Annotated in this window: 20 protein-coding genes and 1 pseudogene; 16 read left to right on the forward strand and 5 right to left on the reverse strand. The window is 43.0% G+C overall.

The genetic code is table 11. From position 1 onward, the window contains the following. Positions 1–152: 152 nt before the first annotated feature. Positions 153–914 carry a DUF481 domain-containing protein gene (locus PLH26_RS11975; RefSeq protein WP_324586258.1) on the forward strand — a complete coding sequence of 254 codons (762 nt, stop codon included), beginning with the start codon at positions 153–155 and terminating at the stop codon, positions 912–914. Positions 915–989: 75 nt separating this feature from the next. Beyond that, positions 990–1,919: a YihY/virulence factor BrkB family protein gene (locus tag PLH26_RS11980; RefSeq protein WP_324586259.1), complete on the forward strand. Its 930-nt coding sequence runs from the start codon at positions 990–992 to the stop codon at positions 1,917–1,919. Between the two features lie 247 nt (positions 1,920–2,166). On the opposite strand, the gene PLH26_RS11985 is transcribed toward PLH26_RS11980, so the two are convergent. The 5 genes from PLH26_RS11985 to PLH26_RS12005 all read right to left on the reverse strand — a co-directional run bounded on the left by PLH26_RS11985 (position 2,167) and on the right by PLH26_RS12005 (position 5,525). Continuing rightward, a complete protein-coding gene (locus PLH26_RS11985) occupies positions 2,167–2,373 on the reverse strand; it encodes an FN3 associated domain-containing protein (protein ID WP_324586260.1) in 207 nt (68 codons plus the stop codon). Further along, a complete protein-coding gene (locus PLH26_RS11990) occupies positions 2,370–2,858 on the reverse strand; it encodes a glycoside hydrolase family 20 zincin-like fold domain-containing protein (RefSeq protein ID WP_324586261.1) in 489 nt (162 codons plus the stop codon). The genes PLH26_RS11985 and PLH26_RS11990 overlap by 4 nt, the downstream gene beginning before the upstream one ends. 106 nt (positions 2,859–2,964) lie before the next feature. Beyond that, positions 2,965–3,249 (reverse strand): RNA-binding regulator, encoded by a 285-nt coding sequence (gene rbp / locus PLH26_RS11995; protein WP_324586262.1) that lies wholly within the window; start codon positions 3,247–3,249, stop codon positions 2,965–2,967. Positions 3,250–3,455: 206 nt separating this feature from the next. Then, positions 3,456–4,562: a 3-oxoacyl-ACP synthase III family protein gene (locus tag PLH26_RS12000; protein WP_324586263.1), complete on the reverse strand. Its 1,107-nt coding sequence runs from the start codon at positions 4,560–4,562 to the stop codon at positions 3,456–3,458. A gap of 204 nt (positions 4,563–4,766) precedes the next feature. Next, positions 4,767–5,525 (reverse strand): DUF4397 domain-containing protein, encoded by a 759-nt coding sequence (locus PLH26_RS12005; RefSeq protein ID WP_324586264.1) that lies wholly within the window; start codon positions 5,523–5,525, stop codon positions 4,767–4,769. Positions 5,526–5,829: 304 nt separating this feature from the next. Here PLH26_RS12005 and PLH26_RS12010 point away from each other — a divergent pair, with 304 nt between their 5' ends. The 14 genes and pseudogenes from PLH26_RS12010 to PLH26_RS12075 form a co-directional block, all read left to right on the forward strand. Next, positions 5,830–6,900 (forward strand): alpha/beta hydrolase, encoded by a 1,071-nt coding sequence (locus PLH26_RS12010; RefSeq protein WP_324586265.1) that lies wholly within the window; start codon positions 5,830–5,832, stop codon positions 6,898–6,900. A 189-nt stretch (positions 6,901–7,089) separates the two neighbouring features. After that, positions 7,090–7,749 (forward strand): GIN domain-containing protein, encoded by a 660-nt coding sequence (locus PLH26_RS12015; RefSeq protein WP_324586266.1) that lies wholly within the window; start codon positions 7,090–7,092, stop codon positions 7,747–7,749. Positions 7,750–7,890: 141 nt separating this feature from the next. After that, positions 7,891–8,706 (forward strand): TonB family protein, encoded by an 816-nt coding sequence (locus PLH26_RS12020; RefSeq protein ID WP_324586267.1) that lies wholly within the window; start codon positions 7,891–7,893, stop codon positions 8,704–8,706. A gap of 83 nt (positions 8,707–8,789) precedes the next feature. Beyond that, positions 8,790–9,035: a hypothetical protein gene (locus PLH26_RS12025; RefSeq protein WP_324586268.1), complete on the forward strand. Its 246-nt coding sequence runs from the start codon at positions 8,790–8,792 to the stop codon at positions 9,033–9,035. Next, a complete protein-coding gene (locus PLH26_RS12030) occupies positions 9,032–9,976 on the forward strand; it encodes a PstS family phosphate ABC transporter substrate-binding protein (RefSeq protein WP_324586269.1) in 945 nt (314 codons plus the stop codon). Before PLH26_RS12025 ends, PLH26_RS12030 begins: the two co-directional genes overlap by 4 nt. Before the next feature lie 47 nt (positions 9,977–10,023). After that, complete coding sequence (locus PLH26_RS12035; RefSeq protein WP_324586270.1) at positions 10,024–11,700, forward strand: tetratricopeptide repeat protein; 1,677 nt, start codon at positions 10,024–10,026, stop codon at positions 11,698–11,700. Between the two features lie 213 nt (positions 11,701–11,913). Beyond that, positions 11,914–12,327, forward strand: a complete 414-nt coding sequence (locus tag PLH26_RS12040) for an NADH-quinone oxidoreductase subunit A (RefSeq protein ID WP_324586271.1) — start codon at positions 11,914–11,916, stop codon at positions 12,325–12,327. A gap of 32 nt (positions 12,328–12,359) precedes the next feature. Then, positions 12,360–12,950: an NADH-quinone oxidoreductase subunit B gene (locus PLH26_RS12045; protein ID WP_324586272.1), complete on the forward strand. Its 591-nt coding sequence runs from the start codon at positions 12,360–12,362 to the stop codon at positions 12,948–12,950. A gap of 108 nt (positions 12,951–13,058) precedes the next feature. Next, positions 13,059–13,562 carry an NADH-quinone oxidoreductase subunit C gene (locus PLH26_RS12050; RefSeq protein WP_324586273.1) on the forward strand — a complete coding sequence of 168 codons (504 nt, stop codon included), beginning with the start codon at positions 13,059–13,061 and terminating at the stop codon, positions 13,560–13,562. 56 nt (positions 13,563–13,618) lie between these two features. After that, entirely contained in the window at positions 13,619–14,866 is a 1,248-nt protein-coding gene (locus tag PLH26_RS12055; protein WP_324586274.1) for an NADH-quinone oxidoreductase subunit D, read from the forward strand. Then, positions 14,867–15,079 (forward strand): hypothetical protein, encoded by a 213-nt coding sequence (locus PLH26_RS12060; protein WP_324586275.1) that lies wholly within the window; start codon positions 14,867–14,869, stop codon positions 15,077–15,079. Then, positions 15,063–15,332 (forward strand): hypothetical protein, encoded by a 270-nt coding sequence (locus PLH26_RS12065; RefSeq protein ID WP_324586276.1) that lies wholly within the window; start codon positions 15,063–15,065, stop codon positions 15,330–15,332. Before PLH26_RS12060 ends, PLH26_RS12065 begins: the two co-directional genes overlap by 17 nt. Beyond that, positions 15,333–15,833: an NADH-quinone oxidoreductase subunit NuoE family protein gene (locus PLH26_RS12070; protein WP_324586277.1), complete on the forward strand. Its 501-nt coding sequence runs from the start codon at positions 15,333–15,335 to the stop codon at positions 15,831–15,833. It begins immediately after the preceding gene. 71 nt (positions 15,834–15,904) lie between these two features. Continuing rightward, positions 15,905–16,426: pseudogene (locus PLH26_RS12075) on the forward strand (NADH-quinone oxidoreductase subunit F); the annotation flags it as partial.

The raw sequence follows: 16,426 nt of genomic DNA on the forward strand, positions 1-16,426 counted from the left end.
ATAAAATCTGCAGACATGTTATAATGCGTTGATGAATTTTAAATCATCAATTTACCACTTACTTTTTTAGATGGAAATATTTTATTAATATCCCCGCAGCACAATTTTACCCTTACTCAGTTTTTGAGCGAAAAATAACTTACTATTTTTGTATGATGAATTTTTCCAGGATCGTTTTCCCTTTGCTGTTAGTAACCGCAGGTATGCCGGCAAGCGCTCAGATCGTGAATGTGGAATCCCGCAGAATTCAAACAGATACCACCGGTTGGGCCGGGAGTTTCGGGGGCAATATCAATCTTTCAAAGAACGTGGAGCAGGTATTTTCGGCCAGCGCATTTGCACATTTGCAGTATAAAAACAGCAGGAATCTCTATCTTTTTTTAGGCGATTATTCTTTTTTGAAAGGCGCTCAGAAAAAATATACCAACAATACTTTTTTTCATCTCCGGTACAACCATAAGTTTAACGAGCCCATCCGCTGGGAAGTGTTCACACAGTTGCAAACCAATAAAATCACCAAAATAGACAATCGCTTTCTTGCCGGTACCGGGCCCCGGTTTAAATTATCGGGTTCGGGCATGCTCCATGTTTATCTTGGCGTGCTTTTCATGTATGAATATGAGAGGGAGCTCGTTGATCCGCCTGTTTCTCATCACAATGCACGCAACAGCAGCTACCTCAGCTTTACACTCAAACCCACCGCTACCCTGGAGATCATCAGCACTACCTTTTACCAGCCCCGGCTGGACAAATGGGGTGATTTTCGCATTCTCAACCAGGAGTCGGCCAACCTGGCGATCACACAAAAACTATCCGCAACCATAAACTGGAATTATTTGTACGATCAGTTTCCCGTTCCCGGTGTACCCAAAAGCAATTATACTTTTTCAACGGGTTTCCGGTATGCATTCTGATAATGTGCAGCTATTTTTAGCGTATTTATCAGAACTGCAGGAAAAATCTGGCACAGTTTTATTTTAATAAGTAGCATGACATTAAGAGGCGCATGGAAGATCACAAAGCAAACCGTTTCGGATTTTATTAACGATAAGGTTTTGAAGCTTAGTGCCGCATTGGCCTACTACACTATTTTTTCACTACCGGGGCTGATCATAATTGTTGTTTGGGTAAGTGATATATTTTATGGTGACAAAGCAGTTGAAGGAACAGTATACGGGCAGATAGCCGGACTGGTGGGTAAAGACGCTGCCCTCCAAATTCAGCAAACGATACGCAATGCTACGTTGTCGTACGAAACTGGGTTCGCAGCTACAATAGGAATTGCTACGCTTGTTATTGGAGCTACCAGCATTTTTGGTGAAATACAGGATTCTATCAATACCATATGGAAGTTAAAAGCCAAGCCCAGGAAGGGCTGGCTGAAAATGATCATTAACCGGCTGCTTTCATTTTCCATTATAATAGTACTGGGTTTTTTATTGCTGGTATCGCTTATTGTAAACGCGGTAATGGATGCACTTATTGACAGGCTTACAGTAATATTTCCACACACTGAGGTACTGATCGCCTATGTATTTAACATGCTTCTTTCTTTAGCCATTACCTCCTTCCTGTTTGGCTTGATTTTTAAGGTGTTACCCGATGCTAAAATAGAATGGCGTCATGTGCGCGTAGGTGCATTTACCACAGCCATACTTTTCATGGCCGGCAAGTTCGGGATCAGCTATTACCTGGGACACAACAGGCTAAGTTCCGCGTATGGAGCGGCAGGCTCAGTGATCGTGATATTATTGTGGGTATATTATTCCGCAACCATACTTTATTTCGGCGCAGTGTTCACCAGGGTATACGCTATTCATAAAGGTTCCCGGATTTATCCCGATGATTATGCGGTTTGGGTTGAACAGGTGGAAGTTGAATCTGGTAAATCGGTGCAGGAGCAGGCCCGGGATTTATGATTTGAAATTTATGATTTGAGATTTATTCGACGGACACTTTTTATTACCGATAGCTCAAGGCTGATCACCCGTAGCTCTTATGGTTTTTAGTTTATCGTTCTATTTTGGATTTAGAGCTTATGGCTTCGTTTATTTGGTATTTACTATTTGTCTCCTGGTGCTTTACGCCCGGATGCGGTCGGCACCCGACGAAGGAGGGTCAGCACCGCATCTCCGGATAGCTTCGGATTTAATATTCTGATCCTGCTTATTTTATCCCTGCTCTTTTCTTTAATTGAGAAACAGATATTGTCATCATTCTCCCGATAGGTTTGCCATCCCGGTAGGTGATCACCCGCATTGTTGACGCATCTTTGGGAATGCTCACAGGTTTTGTATACTCAGGGTAAAACTTATCGGGGAAAGAGTTATCAAAGCTGTAGTAAACAGCCAGCCCGCTCACCTCTGTTTTCATTTCAACAACGGGTAAATTCTTATTTCAACGCAGGGCGCTGTCCATGATACATCTTTGACAACAGACTTGCTGGCTATTTCTTTGGGCAGCAATTGCAAAAGGCTTTGAACACCATAAAATAAACCAGCCGCTGTATTGGCGCTGAGTGTTATTGTTTCGGGCGAAACAACCAGGTTGTATCCTTCATCACCCAATTCCTCATCCGGCGTTGCGGCAATAACAAAGCGGATCTGACCTGCGTTACCATCCTCCTGTATATCGCTTTTATACCCGGTGGAAGCAGAAATGGCTTGCGATAAATAGCCGGCAATTTTTGCAACATCATTATCATTACCCGGGATGCCGATGGAAATGTTATCGTGCAAAGTAAATACACCTTGCTTTTGCACAACCGAAACCGGCTCGGGGATAATTGCCGTTGTAGTGTTCTGACCAAAGCATTGGATAGCTGCAAAAAGAACAGCTAAAGCAAAGAGGTGTTTCATGAATATTTTTTAAAGCTTATGAACAATCAGGCGTCAAGATAAAAAAATACCCGGACAAATAATTAATGTCCGGGTATTGCAATCTGATTTATAGTGTTGAATCAGTTTACCATCTTTTGCGATTCTGCGAAAACGAACTGCCACCGGAGCGCTGCTCTTTAGGACGGGCTACAGTAACAGAAAGCGCCCTGCCTTCAATATCTTTTCCATCCAGCTCTTCCATAGCTTTTTTGGCATCTGCATCTTCCGGCATTTCCACGAAACCAAATCCGCGTGAACGGCCGGTTTCTCTGTCGGTAATTACTTTCGAAGAAGAAACTTCGCCGAAATCGCTGAATAAATTTTTTAAGTCCTCATCAGTTGTATGAAAACTTAAATTCGAAACGTACATGTTCATACTTTTACATTAAAATGTTATTAATCAACCTGTAGAAGAGCATAATGTACAGAAGAACAGACAAATACAACGGTGTAAGCTGTACAGAATTTACGTTCAATGTGTATGCTTTAATTCAAGTTGTTATTAAAGGTATGCTTTTAAAACGAAACCTCCCTATTATGCAGGTTTAAATAGATTAAAATATCTGAAAAAAATGTTCAGAACTGGTAAACGAGTGCATTGATGTTCATTCCGGCTCCCACGGAAGCAAATATGGCCTTATCTCCGCGGTTGATCTGATGATTCTTTATTTTGCCTTTCAGGATGAAGTCCAGTAAAATGGGTATCGTGGCAACCGAATTGTTTCCGAGCGTGGAAATGGTCATGGGCATCAGATATTGAGGAATGCTTTCTTCGTTGTACAACTTAAATAACCGCTCTAATATCGCAAGATCCATTTTTTCATTGGCCTGGTGAATCAATACTTTGGCAATATCCCGGATGTGAAGTTTAGCCTTATCCAATACCGACCTAACGACCAGCGGAACCTGGGTTAATGCAAATTCATACAATTTCCTGCCTTTCATCTTAAGATAAATGTTTTCATCATTTTCCGGATGAGGAGCATAGGTACGCCCCATTTTCAGCAGCAAGGCATGATCCAGGGCATGGGTTTGTGTTTTATGCGCTATAATACCCTCTTCTGTAGCATTGTTCGTTCCGGCAGCCATGATAACGGCGCCACTGCCATCGCTGTACAGCATGGAATCTCTGTCATGGGGGTCTATAACCCTCGATAACATTTCAGTACCAATTACCATACAATATCTGGCATCACCGGAACGGATAAAATAGTTGGCCTGTATCACGCCTTCCAGCCAGCCCGGACAGCCAAAGGGCAGATCGTAGGCAACACAATCCGGGTTTTGTATCTGCAATTTGTGCTTTATACGGGATGCGAGCGTAGGAACCATGTCGGTGCGGTTGGAGCCATAAGCCATGTCGCCGAAATTATGCGCTACTATTATGTAGTCGAGCTTTTCTTTATCAATGCCCGAACTGCTTAGTGCGGCAGTGGCCGATAGAAAACCCAGGTCAGAAGCTTTTTGATTGTTTGTTCCGTAACGCCGTTCGGCTATACCTGTGATCTCTTTGAATTTATCAATTATTTTTTGTGGCTCTTTTTCAACAGGTGTGCCGTCTGTATTGAAGAAGAGTGAAGTTAAAAATGCTTCATTGGGAATGGTAAGACTGGGTATAAAACTTCCTGTAGCTGCAAATACGGCTCCGGTGTGCCTGCTACTTCTTTCCTGGTTTTCGGTCATGCTGTACAGATTCTTTACCAAGATTACAAAAAAAAGGCATATGCAACTGTATTTACTGCTTATATTCTTAACCGGAGGTACAAAAAAACCTGCAGGATCTGCATTACCGTTTGCAAACCTGCAGGTTACATGAAGCAGTAGGTTGTCTGCCGGTCACTCACTTCCGGCAGTTCATTTACTGCTCATTTGTTGGGCCGTACTTCACTAATTGGTTTTTACTGAACGCGGAGATACGGCCGACACTCCCTGCTGCGCCGTAGAATCAGCATCCAATGTTCCGTTTTCTATGTATTTGATCTGTACACTTTGCGTGGTATCTGTTGAGCCCGGAATACCGGAGAAAAGAATAGTGTAAACTTTTCTTTCCTCTAAAGTAATGGTGCGGGTTGCCTGTATATCATTGTTGTTGTTGATGGCAATATTTGCATCACCCGTATTTATTTCAATAAAGCCGGAAACGGAGGCAAAGTCGGCATTTTCACTGATAACACTACCTGCTTTGTCGCTCACCGTTACCAATGGCCGGCTTGAATCGGGAACAGCGTTGATATACCGGATGTATGCTTTGCCGGAAGCTGATGGAAGACTGTCCAGCTGGTCGTTTACGATTATGTTCCGGTAAGTGCTGTCTTTGCCCGCAATGAACAATGAATAGTATTTGTTCTGTTCAAAATTATAGTCAGATGCAGTGAAAGCATTCCCGCTTCCTGCGTCGTAGGCCTGCACTGTTCTTGAGCCGGAGTAAATGTTCAGATAACCCCCGGTATAATTTGTATAGCCCAGGGCTGTATTGGTTAAATTGCTGCCCGACAAAGCAATGCCAATAGCCGGCTTATCGGGGGAAAGATTAAATGCCATCAATCCTGAGGCAGGCGTACCGGGATTGTTGTTGTCGTTTGATTTTAAACAGGAAGAAAAAACGATCACCGAAAATAAAGCACCTGCTGCCAATATCACCCTCATCGAAAAATCTTTTTTCATAACTTGTTCTCCTTGTTGATTTGGTATTAAAAATAATTGCTGAAGCTGTGCCATTACATACAAACAGCGTAGCCCCAAGTTTCGAAAAAATGATGCCAAAGCAAGCAATGTCAGCGCGGCTATAAAGAACTTAAGCCCGCCTTAACATTTGGTTGGTTGAACATTAACATATGCCTTTTTTTATACGCATTTTAGGATATTGTCCTTGCGGGCTTATTTTTTTAATACCAACGTTGTAGATTTAGCGCCGTGTATGGAACATCTTTTATCATTTTAAGTATGCTGTATGTTCAGAAAAAAATCATTTCGGTTATTCCTTACTGTTATAGTATTGCTGGTGATCGTATATCTCCTGGGCCCGCATCCCTCCACCCCGGTATATGACCCCGTTATGCCTGCCGTTCCGCAAACGGCAGCAGGCCTGGAAAAATACATTCATCAAAAGGAAGCTGCACATACCCTTAAGCCGAACAACCAGGCCCGGATAGTATGGTATAATGATTCGCTTAAGGAAAAAACAGTGTATGCCATTGTTTATCTGCACGGGTTTTCTGCTTCGCAGGAAGAAGGTTATCCCGTGCATACCAATATTGCCAGGGCGTTTGGCTGTAATCTTTATTTATCAAGGCTCGCGGAGCACGGCATAGATACCGCCGCACCCCTGAAAAACCTTACGGCATCAGCCTACTGGGAAAGTGCCAGGGATGCTTTGGCAATTGGAAAGCAACTGGGCGAAAAGGTAATACTGATGGGAACATCAACAGGAGGAACCAATGCATTGCAACTGGCAGCTACTTATCCGGATGACGTATATGCTTTGGTATTACTGAGTCCCAATATTGCTATTGATAACGATAAAGCATGGTTGCTCAATGACCCCTGGGGGCTGCAGATCGCATCATTTGTTACAGGGAGCGATTATGTTACTTCGGCGGATGATCGCCCTATATATAAGCAATACTGGTATAGCAAATATCCTCTTGACGCCACCGCGCAGTTGGAAGAATATCTTGAAACTACCATGACCGCTGAAACCTTTAAAAAAGTAAAGCAGCCGGTACTGATGCTGTATTATTATAAAGATGAAGTGTATCGCGACAGCGTGGTAAGCGTGCCTGCCATGCTGAAAATGTTTGATGAACTGGGCACAGCAAAAAACAATAAGGTAAAACAGTCCATGCCCAATGCCGGTAATCATGTGCTGGGAAGCTATATAAAGTCCAAAGACCTGCTGGGCGTTCAGCAGGCCGTTGAAAGCTTTATGGAGAGAAAACTGCATTTAAACAAAGCGTCCGGTACTGCCATTACCACGGTTACTTCTGGTGTGAATATTTCTATCAAAGACTCTGCGCCATAAGCTCCGGGAAGGTTTGTTTCATCACACAAAACTGCGGATTGCTATTTCCAAAGAACCTGTCTTCGGCTTTACACTTATCCGCTCCTTTTTCCGCCCATGTAGTTTAAAGGGTCATTTGTAACGGTTAAGCAATGATCGCGGTCAAGCAGCAGTGATCAACAGCTTATTTATTTCCTTAAAAAACAAACAATGAAAGTGAAATTTATTTTTTTGCTCGTAGCTTTTACGGCAACTGTGGCATCCTGTAAAAAGGAATCGCTAACCGGCGATGGCGCTGTGCAAACCGAAGAACGGAATGTAAATGCATTTACCAAAGTGGCAACACACGGCTCAACCACTATTCATATTGTGCAGGGAGCAGATTTTGAAGTTAAGGTAAAAGGATATGCGAACCTGCTGCCTTATCTTAAAACAACGGTAGAGAACGGCGTTTTATCTGTTCGTTACGAAAACACAAGGAATGTACGCAACGACAATTCGGAGGTATTTATTACAATGCCGGTATTAACAGGTTTGTCATCGTCCGGAAGCGGCGATATGCATGCTGCGGGTGAGTTTGGCAGCAACACAAATTTTGACGTAAATATATCGGGCTCGGCAGATATAACCGTTGAAAAAGGAGCTGCAGAAAATTTTGTGTTGCATAGCTCCGGCAGCGGCAGTTTCAACAGCTTCGGGTTCACTTCCCAAAATGCGGATATTGCTATTTCAGGCAGCGGAACGGCCAAAATAACGGTTAGTCAAAAGCTTAAAGTAAAAATAAACGGCAGTGGTAGCGTATATTATAAAGGCGATCCCGCTACAGTGGATAATGATATCAGCGGCAGCGGAAAAGTGATCAAACAGTAGAGCTTGCTTATACTTAACGTAATAACCCGGTTGTACGATCAGCCGGGTTATGTTTTTTGTGGAATCTCTTTTTATCCGCATCTCATTGCTGTTACAGGGCCCTGTTGTGAAACTTCAATTGCTCACAACAAATTATTCTTTATGAAACCCGAATACATACTGCAAAGCGATATGCTGGATATCCTTTTTGAGAACCGCAACAAAGCATATGGAGCGTACTATATACGGCGCCATTACAATCAATACCTTTTAAAGGCATTGGCGGCTATGTTCATGCTCCTTGGGGTGCTGCTGTTTCTATCGGGCCGTTACGATAAAACAAAGTCGGGCAGTATTTTTGCTGTGCCGGATCATCCGCCCGTAGGGCCTTTGCGCCCCGTGGAGCCTTTTAAATTTGATCCGCCACCGCCCAAAACTTCACCTGCTCCAAAGAAGGCGGCATTGCGGCATTTTGCCACTATTAAGATTGTGCCGCCGGCAGAAACAATAGAAGAATCTGTTCCGGATATAGAAACTTTAGTTGATAAGAAGGTGGCTTTGGTTACGGTAAATGCACCCTTGTCGGGTGATATTATGCAGCCGCCTGTTGCAGACCAGCCTGCCGGCGCTGGTAAAGGCGAAATAACAGAAACATATGCACAGCCTTTTGCAAGTACCGGCGTGGATGAAGCCGCAACGTATCCCGGCGGATTAAAAGCCATGATGCGATTTTTGCAAACACACCTGCGCCATATCAATAATGATAAGGATGAAACATTAAGACTGCGCATACGGTTTGTAGTGGCTGAAGATGGCAGCATTGCTGATTTTAAGGTTATTCAGTCAGGCGGTGAAAATATTGACCTCCAGGTAATAAAAGCGTTACAAAAAATGCCCAGGTGGAAGCCGGCGAAGAAAAATGGCAGAAATGTAGCCATGTATTTTGTGCAGCCCGTAACTTTTGAGGTGGCGGAATAAAAGGTTCATCAATTTTTAGTAGGTGTAGTTGCGGCATTTATAAAAGGATTTGTTAACTTGCCCACTCCCTAAAATTTTGGCTGATGTCGGTACAACAGAACTGGGAAGAACAGAAAAGAAAAAGGAATTCCTTTTTTCATTCCGTATACGATTATGCGATGGGCATATTATGGCTGGGGTTGGGCCTGTTTTTTTTATTCAATAAGAAACTGGGTATTGACTGGATGAAAAGCGACCCGTTAATAGACACCATTTTTGGGTGCATAGGGATAGCTTACGGATTGTTCAGGTTATACCGGGGGTATCAGCGGAAATATATCAGGAAATGAAAAATATACAACAGATCTATAATATGTTGCGTGCCGGAATACATGTACTGATGCTGCTGGTGCTGGTAAGCTGCAATGATGGTAACCGCAGAAAAGTGATCGCCGGCGACGATGATCTCAGATCAGGAACGATCCATATAAGTGTAGATGAGTCTTTTAAGCCCATCATTGATTCGCAGATCAGGGTTTTTATGTCGCAATTTCCCGATGCAACCATTGTTCCGCATTATAAGGCGGAAGCGGAATGCTTGAAAGACTTGCTGAACGATAGTATCCGGATGATTATTGTTACGCGCGGATTAAGTGAAGAAGAAGTTAAATCGTTGAAGGATACTTTGAGATTTGCACCTTTTTGGGGCAAAATGGCGTCTGACGCTATATCTGTTATAGTGAACAATAAAGCCACTGATTCACTCTTTACCATGGGGGAGATCAGGTCTTTGATGAATGGAACCAGCGGATACAGGCTTAATCCCGTGCTTGACGGCAATGCCGCCACCAGCACGGTTAGGTTTATGATTGATTCAGTGCTTAACGGCAAGGCGCTGTCACCCGGGGTAACCGCCGCTAAAACAAGCCTCGGGGTAATTGATCACGTAGCTAACAATGAACATGCTATTGGCTTTATAGGCGTAAGCTGGATCGGGAATCCCGAAGACAAACAACAACTGGCTTTTCTCACCCAGGTAAAAGTGGCTTCCATTGAGGCAAGAAACGAACCGGATAAATTCATAAAGCCTTACCAGGCCAATATTGCAACCAAAAGATATCCCATGGTACGCGGTTTATATTATATTGTAAAAGAAAATTATAGCGGATTGGGCCGGGGGTTTACTAATTTTTTAAAGAGCGAAAAAGGGCAGCTTATTTTTCAAAGGGCTTATCTTGTTCCTTCAAACATGAATTTTACAATAAGAGCCGCGCAAATAAAAGAAGAATAGTAATTTTTAATATATTTATTTACCAAAACCAAAATTTCAAATCAAAAATGATGAAGCACACAATCAGATTTATGGTAGCTGCTGTTTTACTGTGCAATGTTGCTTTTGCGCAATCAGTAGAGGATGGGAGGAAATTGTTTTACTACGAGAAGTACAATAGCGCAAAAGAAACCCTTGAAAAAGCGCTTGCAGCAAAACCCGATGATGTGGAAGCCGCTTATTGGTTGGGGCAAACATTGATTGAGTTGAACGATATTGCAGGTGCGAAGAAAGTATATCAAACGGCTTTACAGGCTAAAGGCAGCGAACCTTTATTGCTGGTGGGTATGGGCCATATTGAATTGCTTGAGCATAAGGGTAACGATGCACGTCAGCGCTTTGAAACCGCTATCAGCCTCACGAAAGGTAAGGATGTAGACATTCTGAATGCTGTGGGTCGCGCCAATGTGGATGCACCCGACGGCGATGCCAGGTATGCAATAGAAAAATTGAAACAGGCAACTGAGGTAAGAAGGTTTAAAGAGCCGTTTGTATATATTAATATGGGCGATGCTCACCGCAAATTATTGGATGGCGGTGCGGCGGTAACCTCTTATCAGAATGCGCTTTCGCTCGATGAAAAACTGGCAGAAGCAGAATATAAGATTGGTAAAATATATATTACGCAAGGACAGGAGCAGGCCAGCATATTTCTCAGACATTTTGAAAAGGCTATTGCTTTGGATCCTGCCTATGCTCCCGCCTATTATGATTTGTATGTATATTGGTATTCGCGCGATGTGAACAAAGCCAGGGATTATTTTGCCAGGTATAAGGCCAATACTGATTTTACGCCTTCTGTTGAAGCTGAAGAGATCAGCCTGGTATACGCTTCCGGTGACTTTGAGGGCGCCATCGCCAAAGCAGATGAGAAATTGCAGAAAGACGGCGAAAAGGCAAGCCCGAAATTATACCGTGTAAAAGCATATGCATACGAAAAGCTGGGCGACTCTGTTAATGCACTTCAGAATATGGAACTGTTTTTTTCCAAAGGAGATTCTTCGCTGTTTTTACCCGACAATTATGTTAAAATGGCGCAGATATCTGCCAAGTTCCCCGATAAGCTGGATCAGGCCGACGCCTATTTTAACAAGGCGATCGCAATGGATACCGTTCTCAAAAACAAGATTGATTATGCCAAGGCAGCGTCTGATATGTATAAAAAAATAGACAACAAGGCCAGATCTGCCGACTGGCTTACCAAAATCCTGACTATTGACACCGCCTATGGGAAAACCGAGCTATTCTATGCAGGATGGGAGAATTTTTATGGTGGACAATATCAAACAGCAGACAGTGTATTTAATTTATACAAGCAAAAATATCCCGATGATATACAGGGCTATTATGGTGGATTCCGTACCAAGTGGACGGTAGATTCAACCATGGAACAGGGCTTGCCCGTTGAAGATGCTACCAGGTTTATTGAAATTGCAGCTGCCGACTCTGTAAAGAATAAGTCTGCGCTAATGCTTGCCTACGGATATCTGGCAGGCTACAATGCCAATATTCTAAAGGAATACGAAAGGGCGATCTTTTATCTTGATAAAATGATCGCTCTGGATCCCAACAATGCTGACGCGAAAAACAACCGTGATATATTGCAAAGAGCATTAGACAGGCCCCAGCCCCAAACGGATAGTACAAAGAAAAATGGCGCAACAGCTAAACCTTCCCGAAAGTGAGTTGATATAACTGTTCGCAAATATATGACCCCAAAATCAATTGCTGGTTTTGGGGTTTTATTTTATTAAATAATGGTTATTAGGCAATGCTGCCTTATTTTTGCCTTTGGATTAATTCTACACCAATACAGGAAACGGAAAAAATGAAGGCTGGCTGACAAATAATGGATACGATTCTTCCGTTTACTGTTGAAAAGTAATCTTGAGACGAGAATGATACCTTATTTCTTACTTCAGTCCCTTCCGGTTTCGGCTACAGACGTAAATAATTCATTTAATTACTTTCCTATCGCCCTGCAACTCCTTTTTGCCGCCGGGTTTGTGGTGGTTATGATGGGAGTTACCCATTGGCTGGGCCCAAAAAGACCCACGGCCGAAAAGCTGGATAATTTTGAAAGCGGTATCGAAATAAGCGGTAATGCCCGCCAGCCCCTGGCGGTTAAATACTTTTTGGTAGCGATATTGTTTGTATTGTTTGATGTGGAAGTGATCTTTTTTTATCCGTATGCAGTGAATTTCAGAGAACTGGGCTGGCAGGGCTTCTTGGCGGTACTTGCTTTTGTTGGCTTTTTTCTGGCAGGATTTTACTATATTATTAAGAAAGGGGCATTGAAATGGGAAGATTAGTGAAATTAAAGCTGTTCATTTAAATTTTAATTATGGCACGTCCGGTTCGGTTTAATATAACACCAAAAGAAAGAGATCACAAAGGGCATATTGGTATAGCAGATGCACCTGAAGGATATACAGGAGAGGGCTTTTTTACTACAAAACTCAGCGAAGTGGTTGGGCTTGCCCGTAAAAATTCGTTATGGCCGCTCCCTTTTGCTACTTCCTGCTGTGGCATTGAATTTATGGCTACCATGGGAGCACATTATGATTTTGGAAGGTTTGGGGCAGAAAGGATGGGATTTACCCCACGGCAATGTGATATGCTGATGGTGATGGGTACCATAGCTAAAAAAATGGGTCCCGTATTACGGCAGGTGTATATACAAATGTCGGAGCCCCGCTGGGTGATCGCAGTGGGCGCCTGTGCATCAAGCGGCGGGATTTTTGACAGCTATTCGGTATTGCAGGGAATAGATCAGATCATTCCGGTTGACGTGTATGTGCCGGGATGCCCGCCCAGGCCGGAAGCCATATTGGATGGAGTGCTGGCCCTGCAGGACCTGGTAGGTAAAGAAAGTATAAGAAGAAGAAATACCGAAAAATACCAGCAGCTGATGCTGAGCTACGGGATACAATAGTAAGTAATAAGAGGTAAGTAATAAGTGGTAAGTAAGTGGGTAAGCAATAAAGATTACTGTGTTTGAGTAGCAATGTTATAACAGGAAATATTATTATAAAGGTTATAGATGGAGTTGACCAATGATCATATTAAAAGCAGGCTTGTACAAAAGTTTGGTGATGAAGTAACCAACTTCACCGAGCCATATGGGATGCTTACGTTTGAAGTGCCCAAAGAACTGAATCTTAAAGTGCTTCAGTTTTTATATGATGATCCGGAATTGAGGTTCCGGTTCCTTACCGATTTGCAGGCGGTACATTATCCCGATAACAAAGGCAGGGAACTGGCAGTGGTATACCATCTTCACAATATGCAGGATAATGTGCGGATACGTTTTAAAATATATGCGGCTATTGAAAAGCCGGATGTGTATACTGCAACGCAGTTGTATGCCTGTGCCAACTGGATGGAAAGAGAAACCTATGATTTTTTTGGTGTCAATTTCGTAGGTCATCCTAACCTTAAACGCATACTGAACGTAGACGAAATGGATTATTTTCCTATGCGGAAAGAATACCCGCTGGAAGATCAGACAAGAGTAGATAAGGATGATGAGATGTTTGGAAGATAAGAGCTACAGAAAGCTGCGATTAACTAAACACAAGAAAAAGCCCGGAAGGGTAATGTATGACAGAAGATTTATTACAACATAACAGGGAGCAAAATATCAAACTGCCCGACGGTTCCATTGAAAAGCAAACCACTACGCTGAACCTGGGACCAACTCATCCTGCCACCCATGGGGTTTTTCAGAATATTCTGGAAATAGACGGCGAGAGAATTGTATCGGCCGAAGCAACGGTGGGATATATACACCGTGCATTTGAAAAAATAGCCGAGAGGCGACCCTTATACCAAATTACGCCGCTTACCGACAGATTAAATTATTGTTCAAGCCCCATTAACAATATGGGCTGGCATATGACCTGTGAAAAACTGCTGGGTGTACAAACACCCAAGCGTGTAGATTATCTCCGTGTTATTATCATGGAGCTGGCAAGGATAACCGATCATGTTATATGTAATTCGGTTATAGGTGTGGATGCAGGAGCGCTATCCGTATTCCTGTACGTGATGCAGTACCGCGAACTGGTATACGAAATTTATGAAGAGATCTGCGGATCGCGGCTTACCACAAATATTGGCAGAATAGGAGGATTTGAAAGAAATTTTAATGCTACGGCATGGCAGAAATTAGAAAAGTTTTTAAACGAGTTCCCTGCTGCTTTAAAAGAATTTGAAAACCTGCTTCAGCGCAACAGGATATTCATTGACCGTACGGTAGGAGCAGGCCCCATAACAGGTGAAAGAGCATTGAATTATGGATTTACCGGACCTAACCTGCGGGCATCGGGTATAGATTACGATATAAGAGTGCATACGCCTTATTGCAGTTATCAGGATTTTGAATTCAATATTCCCATAGGTACTACGGGCGATGTATACGACCGCTGGCTGGTACGGAACCAGGAAATGTGGGAATCACTAAAGATCATACGGCAGGCATACCAAAAGATACAGCAATTCAAAGGAGAAGAATCGGAGATATACCATGCCAATGTGCCGGAATATTATCTTCCTCCTAAACAGGACGTATACACGAAAATGGAAGCGCTGATCTGGCATTTCAAGATTATTATGGGGGAAACCGAAATACCTGCCGGCGAAGTTTATTTTAGTGTGGAGGGAGGCAACGGGGAACTGGGTTTTTACCTGATCAGTGATGGAGGAAGAGCGCCTTACCGGCTGCATTTCAGAAGGCCCTGCTTTATTTATTACCAGGCTTATCCCGAACTGATCAAAGGCTCCATGCTTGCCGATGCCGTGATTGTAATGAGCAGCCTCAATTTGATTGCGGGAGAAATGGATGCATAAATGGAAGCAAACAGAAAAATACAGGCTGTTGTTCGCAAGGTTTCTTTTGCGGAGGCGGAAGAACAAGATGATTTGTTTTGGGCGAATGCTTCATTTGAAGAGCGGATGAATGAGTTGATAAGTCTGCGTATGATGGTTTTTGGCGGAAATGATCAGCATACAAGGATTGAAAAGATTGTTCATAAAAGACGGTTGCATGAACAAACCAATTAATCTTGAAGAAGATTTTTTAAAAAGAGATTTTATCACACAGTTGGGATATGAGCCGTTAAGGATAGATATTCTTAATGATTTAGATGGAGTACCTTTTGATGATGCCTGGCAAAGTAAAAAAGTAGTAAATATAGCTGGGATACCGGTAAATTTTATTGGTTATAACGAATTGCTTAAAGTAAAGGAAAAAGCAGGAAGACCACAGGATATAGCTGACATAAGTAAGTTAAAGCAGAGAAATAAATTAAAATAAATGAGCATTCAATTTTCAAATGAAAAATTGGCTAAGTTCAGTGAAATAGTTGCCCGTTATCCCGAAGGCAAGCAAAAAAGCGCTTTGTTGCCGGTGCTTCACCTGGCACAGGAACAGTTTGGCTGGCTGAGTGTGGAAACCATGGACTATGTTGCTGCTTTGCTGAGCCTTGAGCCTATTGAAGTATATGAAGTAGCTACTTTCTATTCCATGTATAACCTGAAACCGGTAGGCAAATATTTATTTGAAGTATGCCAAACGGGTCCCTGCATGATCAATGGCAGCGACGACATTATTGCTTATATTGGTGAGCGTCTCGGCATTAAGCCGGGAGAAACAACGACTGACGGATTGTTTACTTTAAAAACGGTAGAATGTTTAGGCGCCTGTGGTTATGCTCCTATGATGCAGTTGGGTAAACATTACAGGGAGCATCTTACAAAAGATAAAGTAGATGCGATCATTGAAGAGTGCAGGAATAATGCGGCTGCTAATAATTAATGCGCAGATGCAATTATTAAAAGTGCTTGTTATAACTCAGAATTATTAAATATATAATCGCTGATCATGATATGGGAAGAAAATTATTATTAGAGCACGACGGCGTAGAAGGTATCAGGTATTATGATGCCTATCGCAAAAAAGGCGGGTATGCAAGTGTGGAGAAGGCTTTAAGGATGACGCCCGAAGCGATCGTTGAAGAAGTTAAGAAAAGCGGATTACGCGGACGTGGCGGCGCGGGCTTTCCTACCGGCTTGAAGTGGAGTTTTATTGCCAAACCCGAGGGTATTCCCCGCCATTTGGTGTGCAACGCCGATGAAAGCGAGCCGGGAACTTTCAAAGATCGCTACCTCATGGAATTTATTCCACACCTGCTCATAGAGGGCCTGATCGTTAGCTCTTTTGCATTGGGCAGCAATATAACTTATATATATATACGCGGCGAATATGCATGGATACCCGATATCCTGGAGCAGGCCATTGCAGAAGCCAGGGCAAACGGCTGGCTGGGTAAAAATATTATGGGTACGGGGTTCGATTGCGAGATATACGTGCGGCGTGGCGCCGGCGCCTATATCTGCGGCGAAGAAACC

It is taken from the genome of Agriterribacter sp. (assembly GCF_035444585.1).
GTDB lineage: Bacteria > Bacteroidota > Bacteroidia > Chitinophagales > Chitinophagaceae > Agriterribacter.

Excerpts from the sequence above, each read along its gene's own strand:
- PLH26_RS12010 (WP_324586265.1), top strand. The coding sequence starts at position 5,830 with ATGTTCAGAAAAAAATCATTTCGGTTATTCCTTACTGTTATAGTATTG.
- PLH26_RS12060 (WP_324586275.1), top strand. The coding sequence starts at position 14,867 with ATGGAAGCAAACAGAAAAATACAGGCTGTTGTTCGCAAGGTTTCTTTT.
- PLH26_RS11980 (WP_324586259.1), top strand. The coding sequence starts at position 990 with ATGACATTAAGAGGCGCATGGAAGATCACAAAGCAAACCGTTTCGGAT.
- PLH26_RS12045 (WP_324586272.1), top strand. The coding sequence starts at position 12,360 with ATGGCACGTCCGGTTCGGTTTAATATAACACCAAAAGAAAGAGATCAC.
- PLH26_RS12015 (WP_324586266.1), top strand. The coding sequence starts at position 7,090 with ATGAAAGTGAAATTTATTTTTTTGCTCGTAGCTTTTACGGCAACTGTG.
- PLH26_RS12000 (WP_324586263.1), bottom strand. The coding sequence starts at position 4,562 with ATGACCGAAAACCAGGAAAGAAGTAGCAGGCACACCGGAGCCGTATTT.
- PLH26_RS11975 (WP_324586258.1), top strand. The coding sequence starts at position 153 with ATGATGAATTTTTCCAGGATCGTTTTCCCTTTGCTGTTAGTAACCGCA.
- PLH26_RS12030 (WP_324586269.1), top strand. The coding sequence starts at position 9,032 with ATGAAAAATATACAACAGATCTATAATATGTTGCGTGCCGGAATACAT.
- PLH26_RS12005 (WP_324586264.1), bottom strand. The coding sequence starts at position 5,525 with ATGAGGGTGATATTGGCAGCAGGTGCTTTATTTTCGGTGATCGTTTTT.
- PLH26_RS12065 (WP_324586276.1), top strand. The coding sequence starts at position 15,063 with ATGAACAAACCAATTAATCTTGAAGAAGATTTTTTAAAAAGAGATTTT.
- PLH26_RS11990 (WP_324586261.1), bottom strand. The coding sequence starts at position 2,858 with ATGAAACACCTCTTTGCTTTAGCTGTTCTTTTTGCAGCTATCCAATGC.
- PLH26_RS12035 (WP_324586270.1), top strand. The coding sequence starts at position 10,024 with ATGATGAAGCACACAATCAGATTTATGGTAGCTGCTGTTTTACTGTGC.
- PLH26_RS12050 (WP_324586273.1), top strand. The coding sequence starts at position 13,059 with ATGGAGTTGACCAATGATCATATTAAAAGCAGGCTTGTACAAAAGTTT.
- PLH26_RS12020 (WP_324586267.1), top strand. The coding sequence starts at position 7,891 with ATGAAACCCGAATACATACTGCAAAGCGATATGCTGGATATCCTTTTT.
- PLH26_RS12025 (WP_324586268.1), top strand. The coding sequence starts at position 8,790 with ATGTCGGTACAACAGAACTGGGAAGAACAGAAAAGAAAAAGGAATTCC.
- rbp (WP_324586262.1), bottom strand. The coding sequence starts at position 3,249 with ATGTACGTTTCGAATTTAAGTTTTCATACAACTGATGAGGACTTAAAA.
- PLH26_RS12055 (WP_324586274.1), top strand. The coding sequence starts at position 13,619 with ATGACAGAAGATTTATTACAACATAACAGGGAGCAAAATATCAAACTG.
- PLH26_RS11985 (WP_324586260.1), bottom strand. The coding sequence starts at position 2,373 with ATGAAAACAGAGGTGAGCGGGCTGGCTGTTTACTACAGCTTTGATAAC.
- PLH26_RS12070 (WP_324586277.1), top strand. The coding sequence starts at position 15,333 with ATGAGCATTCAATTTTCAAATGAAAAATTGGCTAAGTTCAGTGAAATA.
- PLH26_RS12040 (WP_324586271.1), top strand. The coding sequence starts at position 11,914 with ATGATACCTTATTTCTTACTTCAGTCCCTTCCGGTTTCGGCTACAGAC.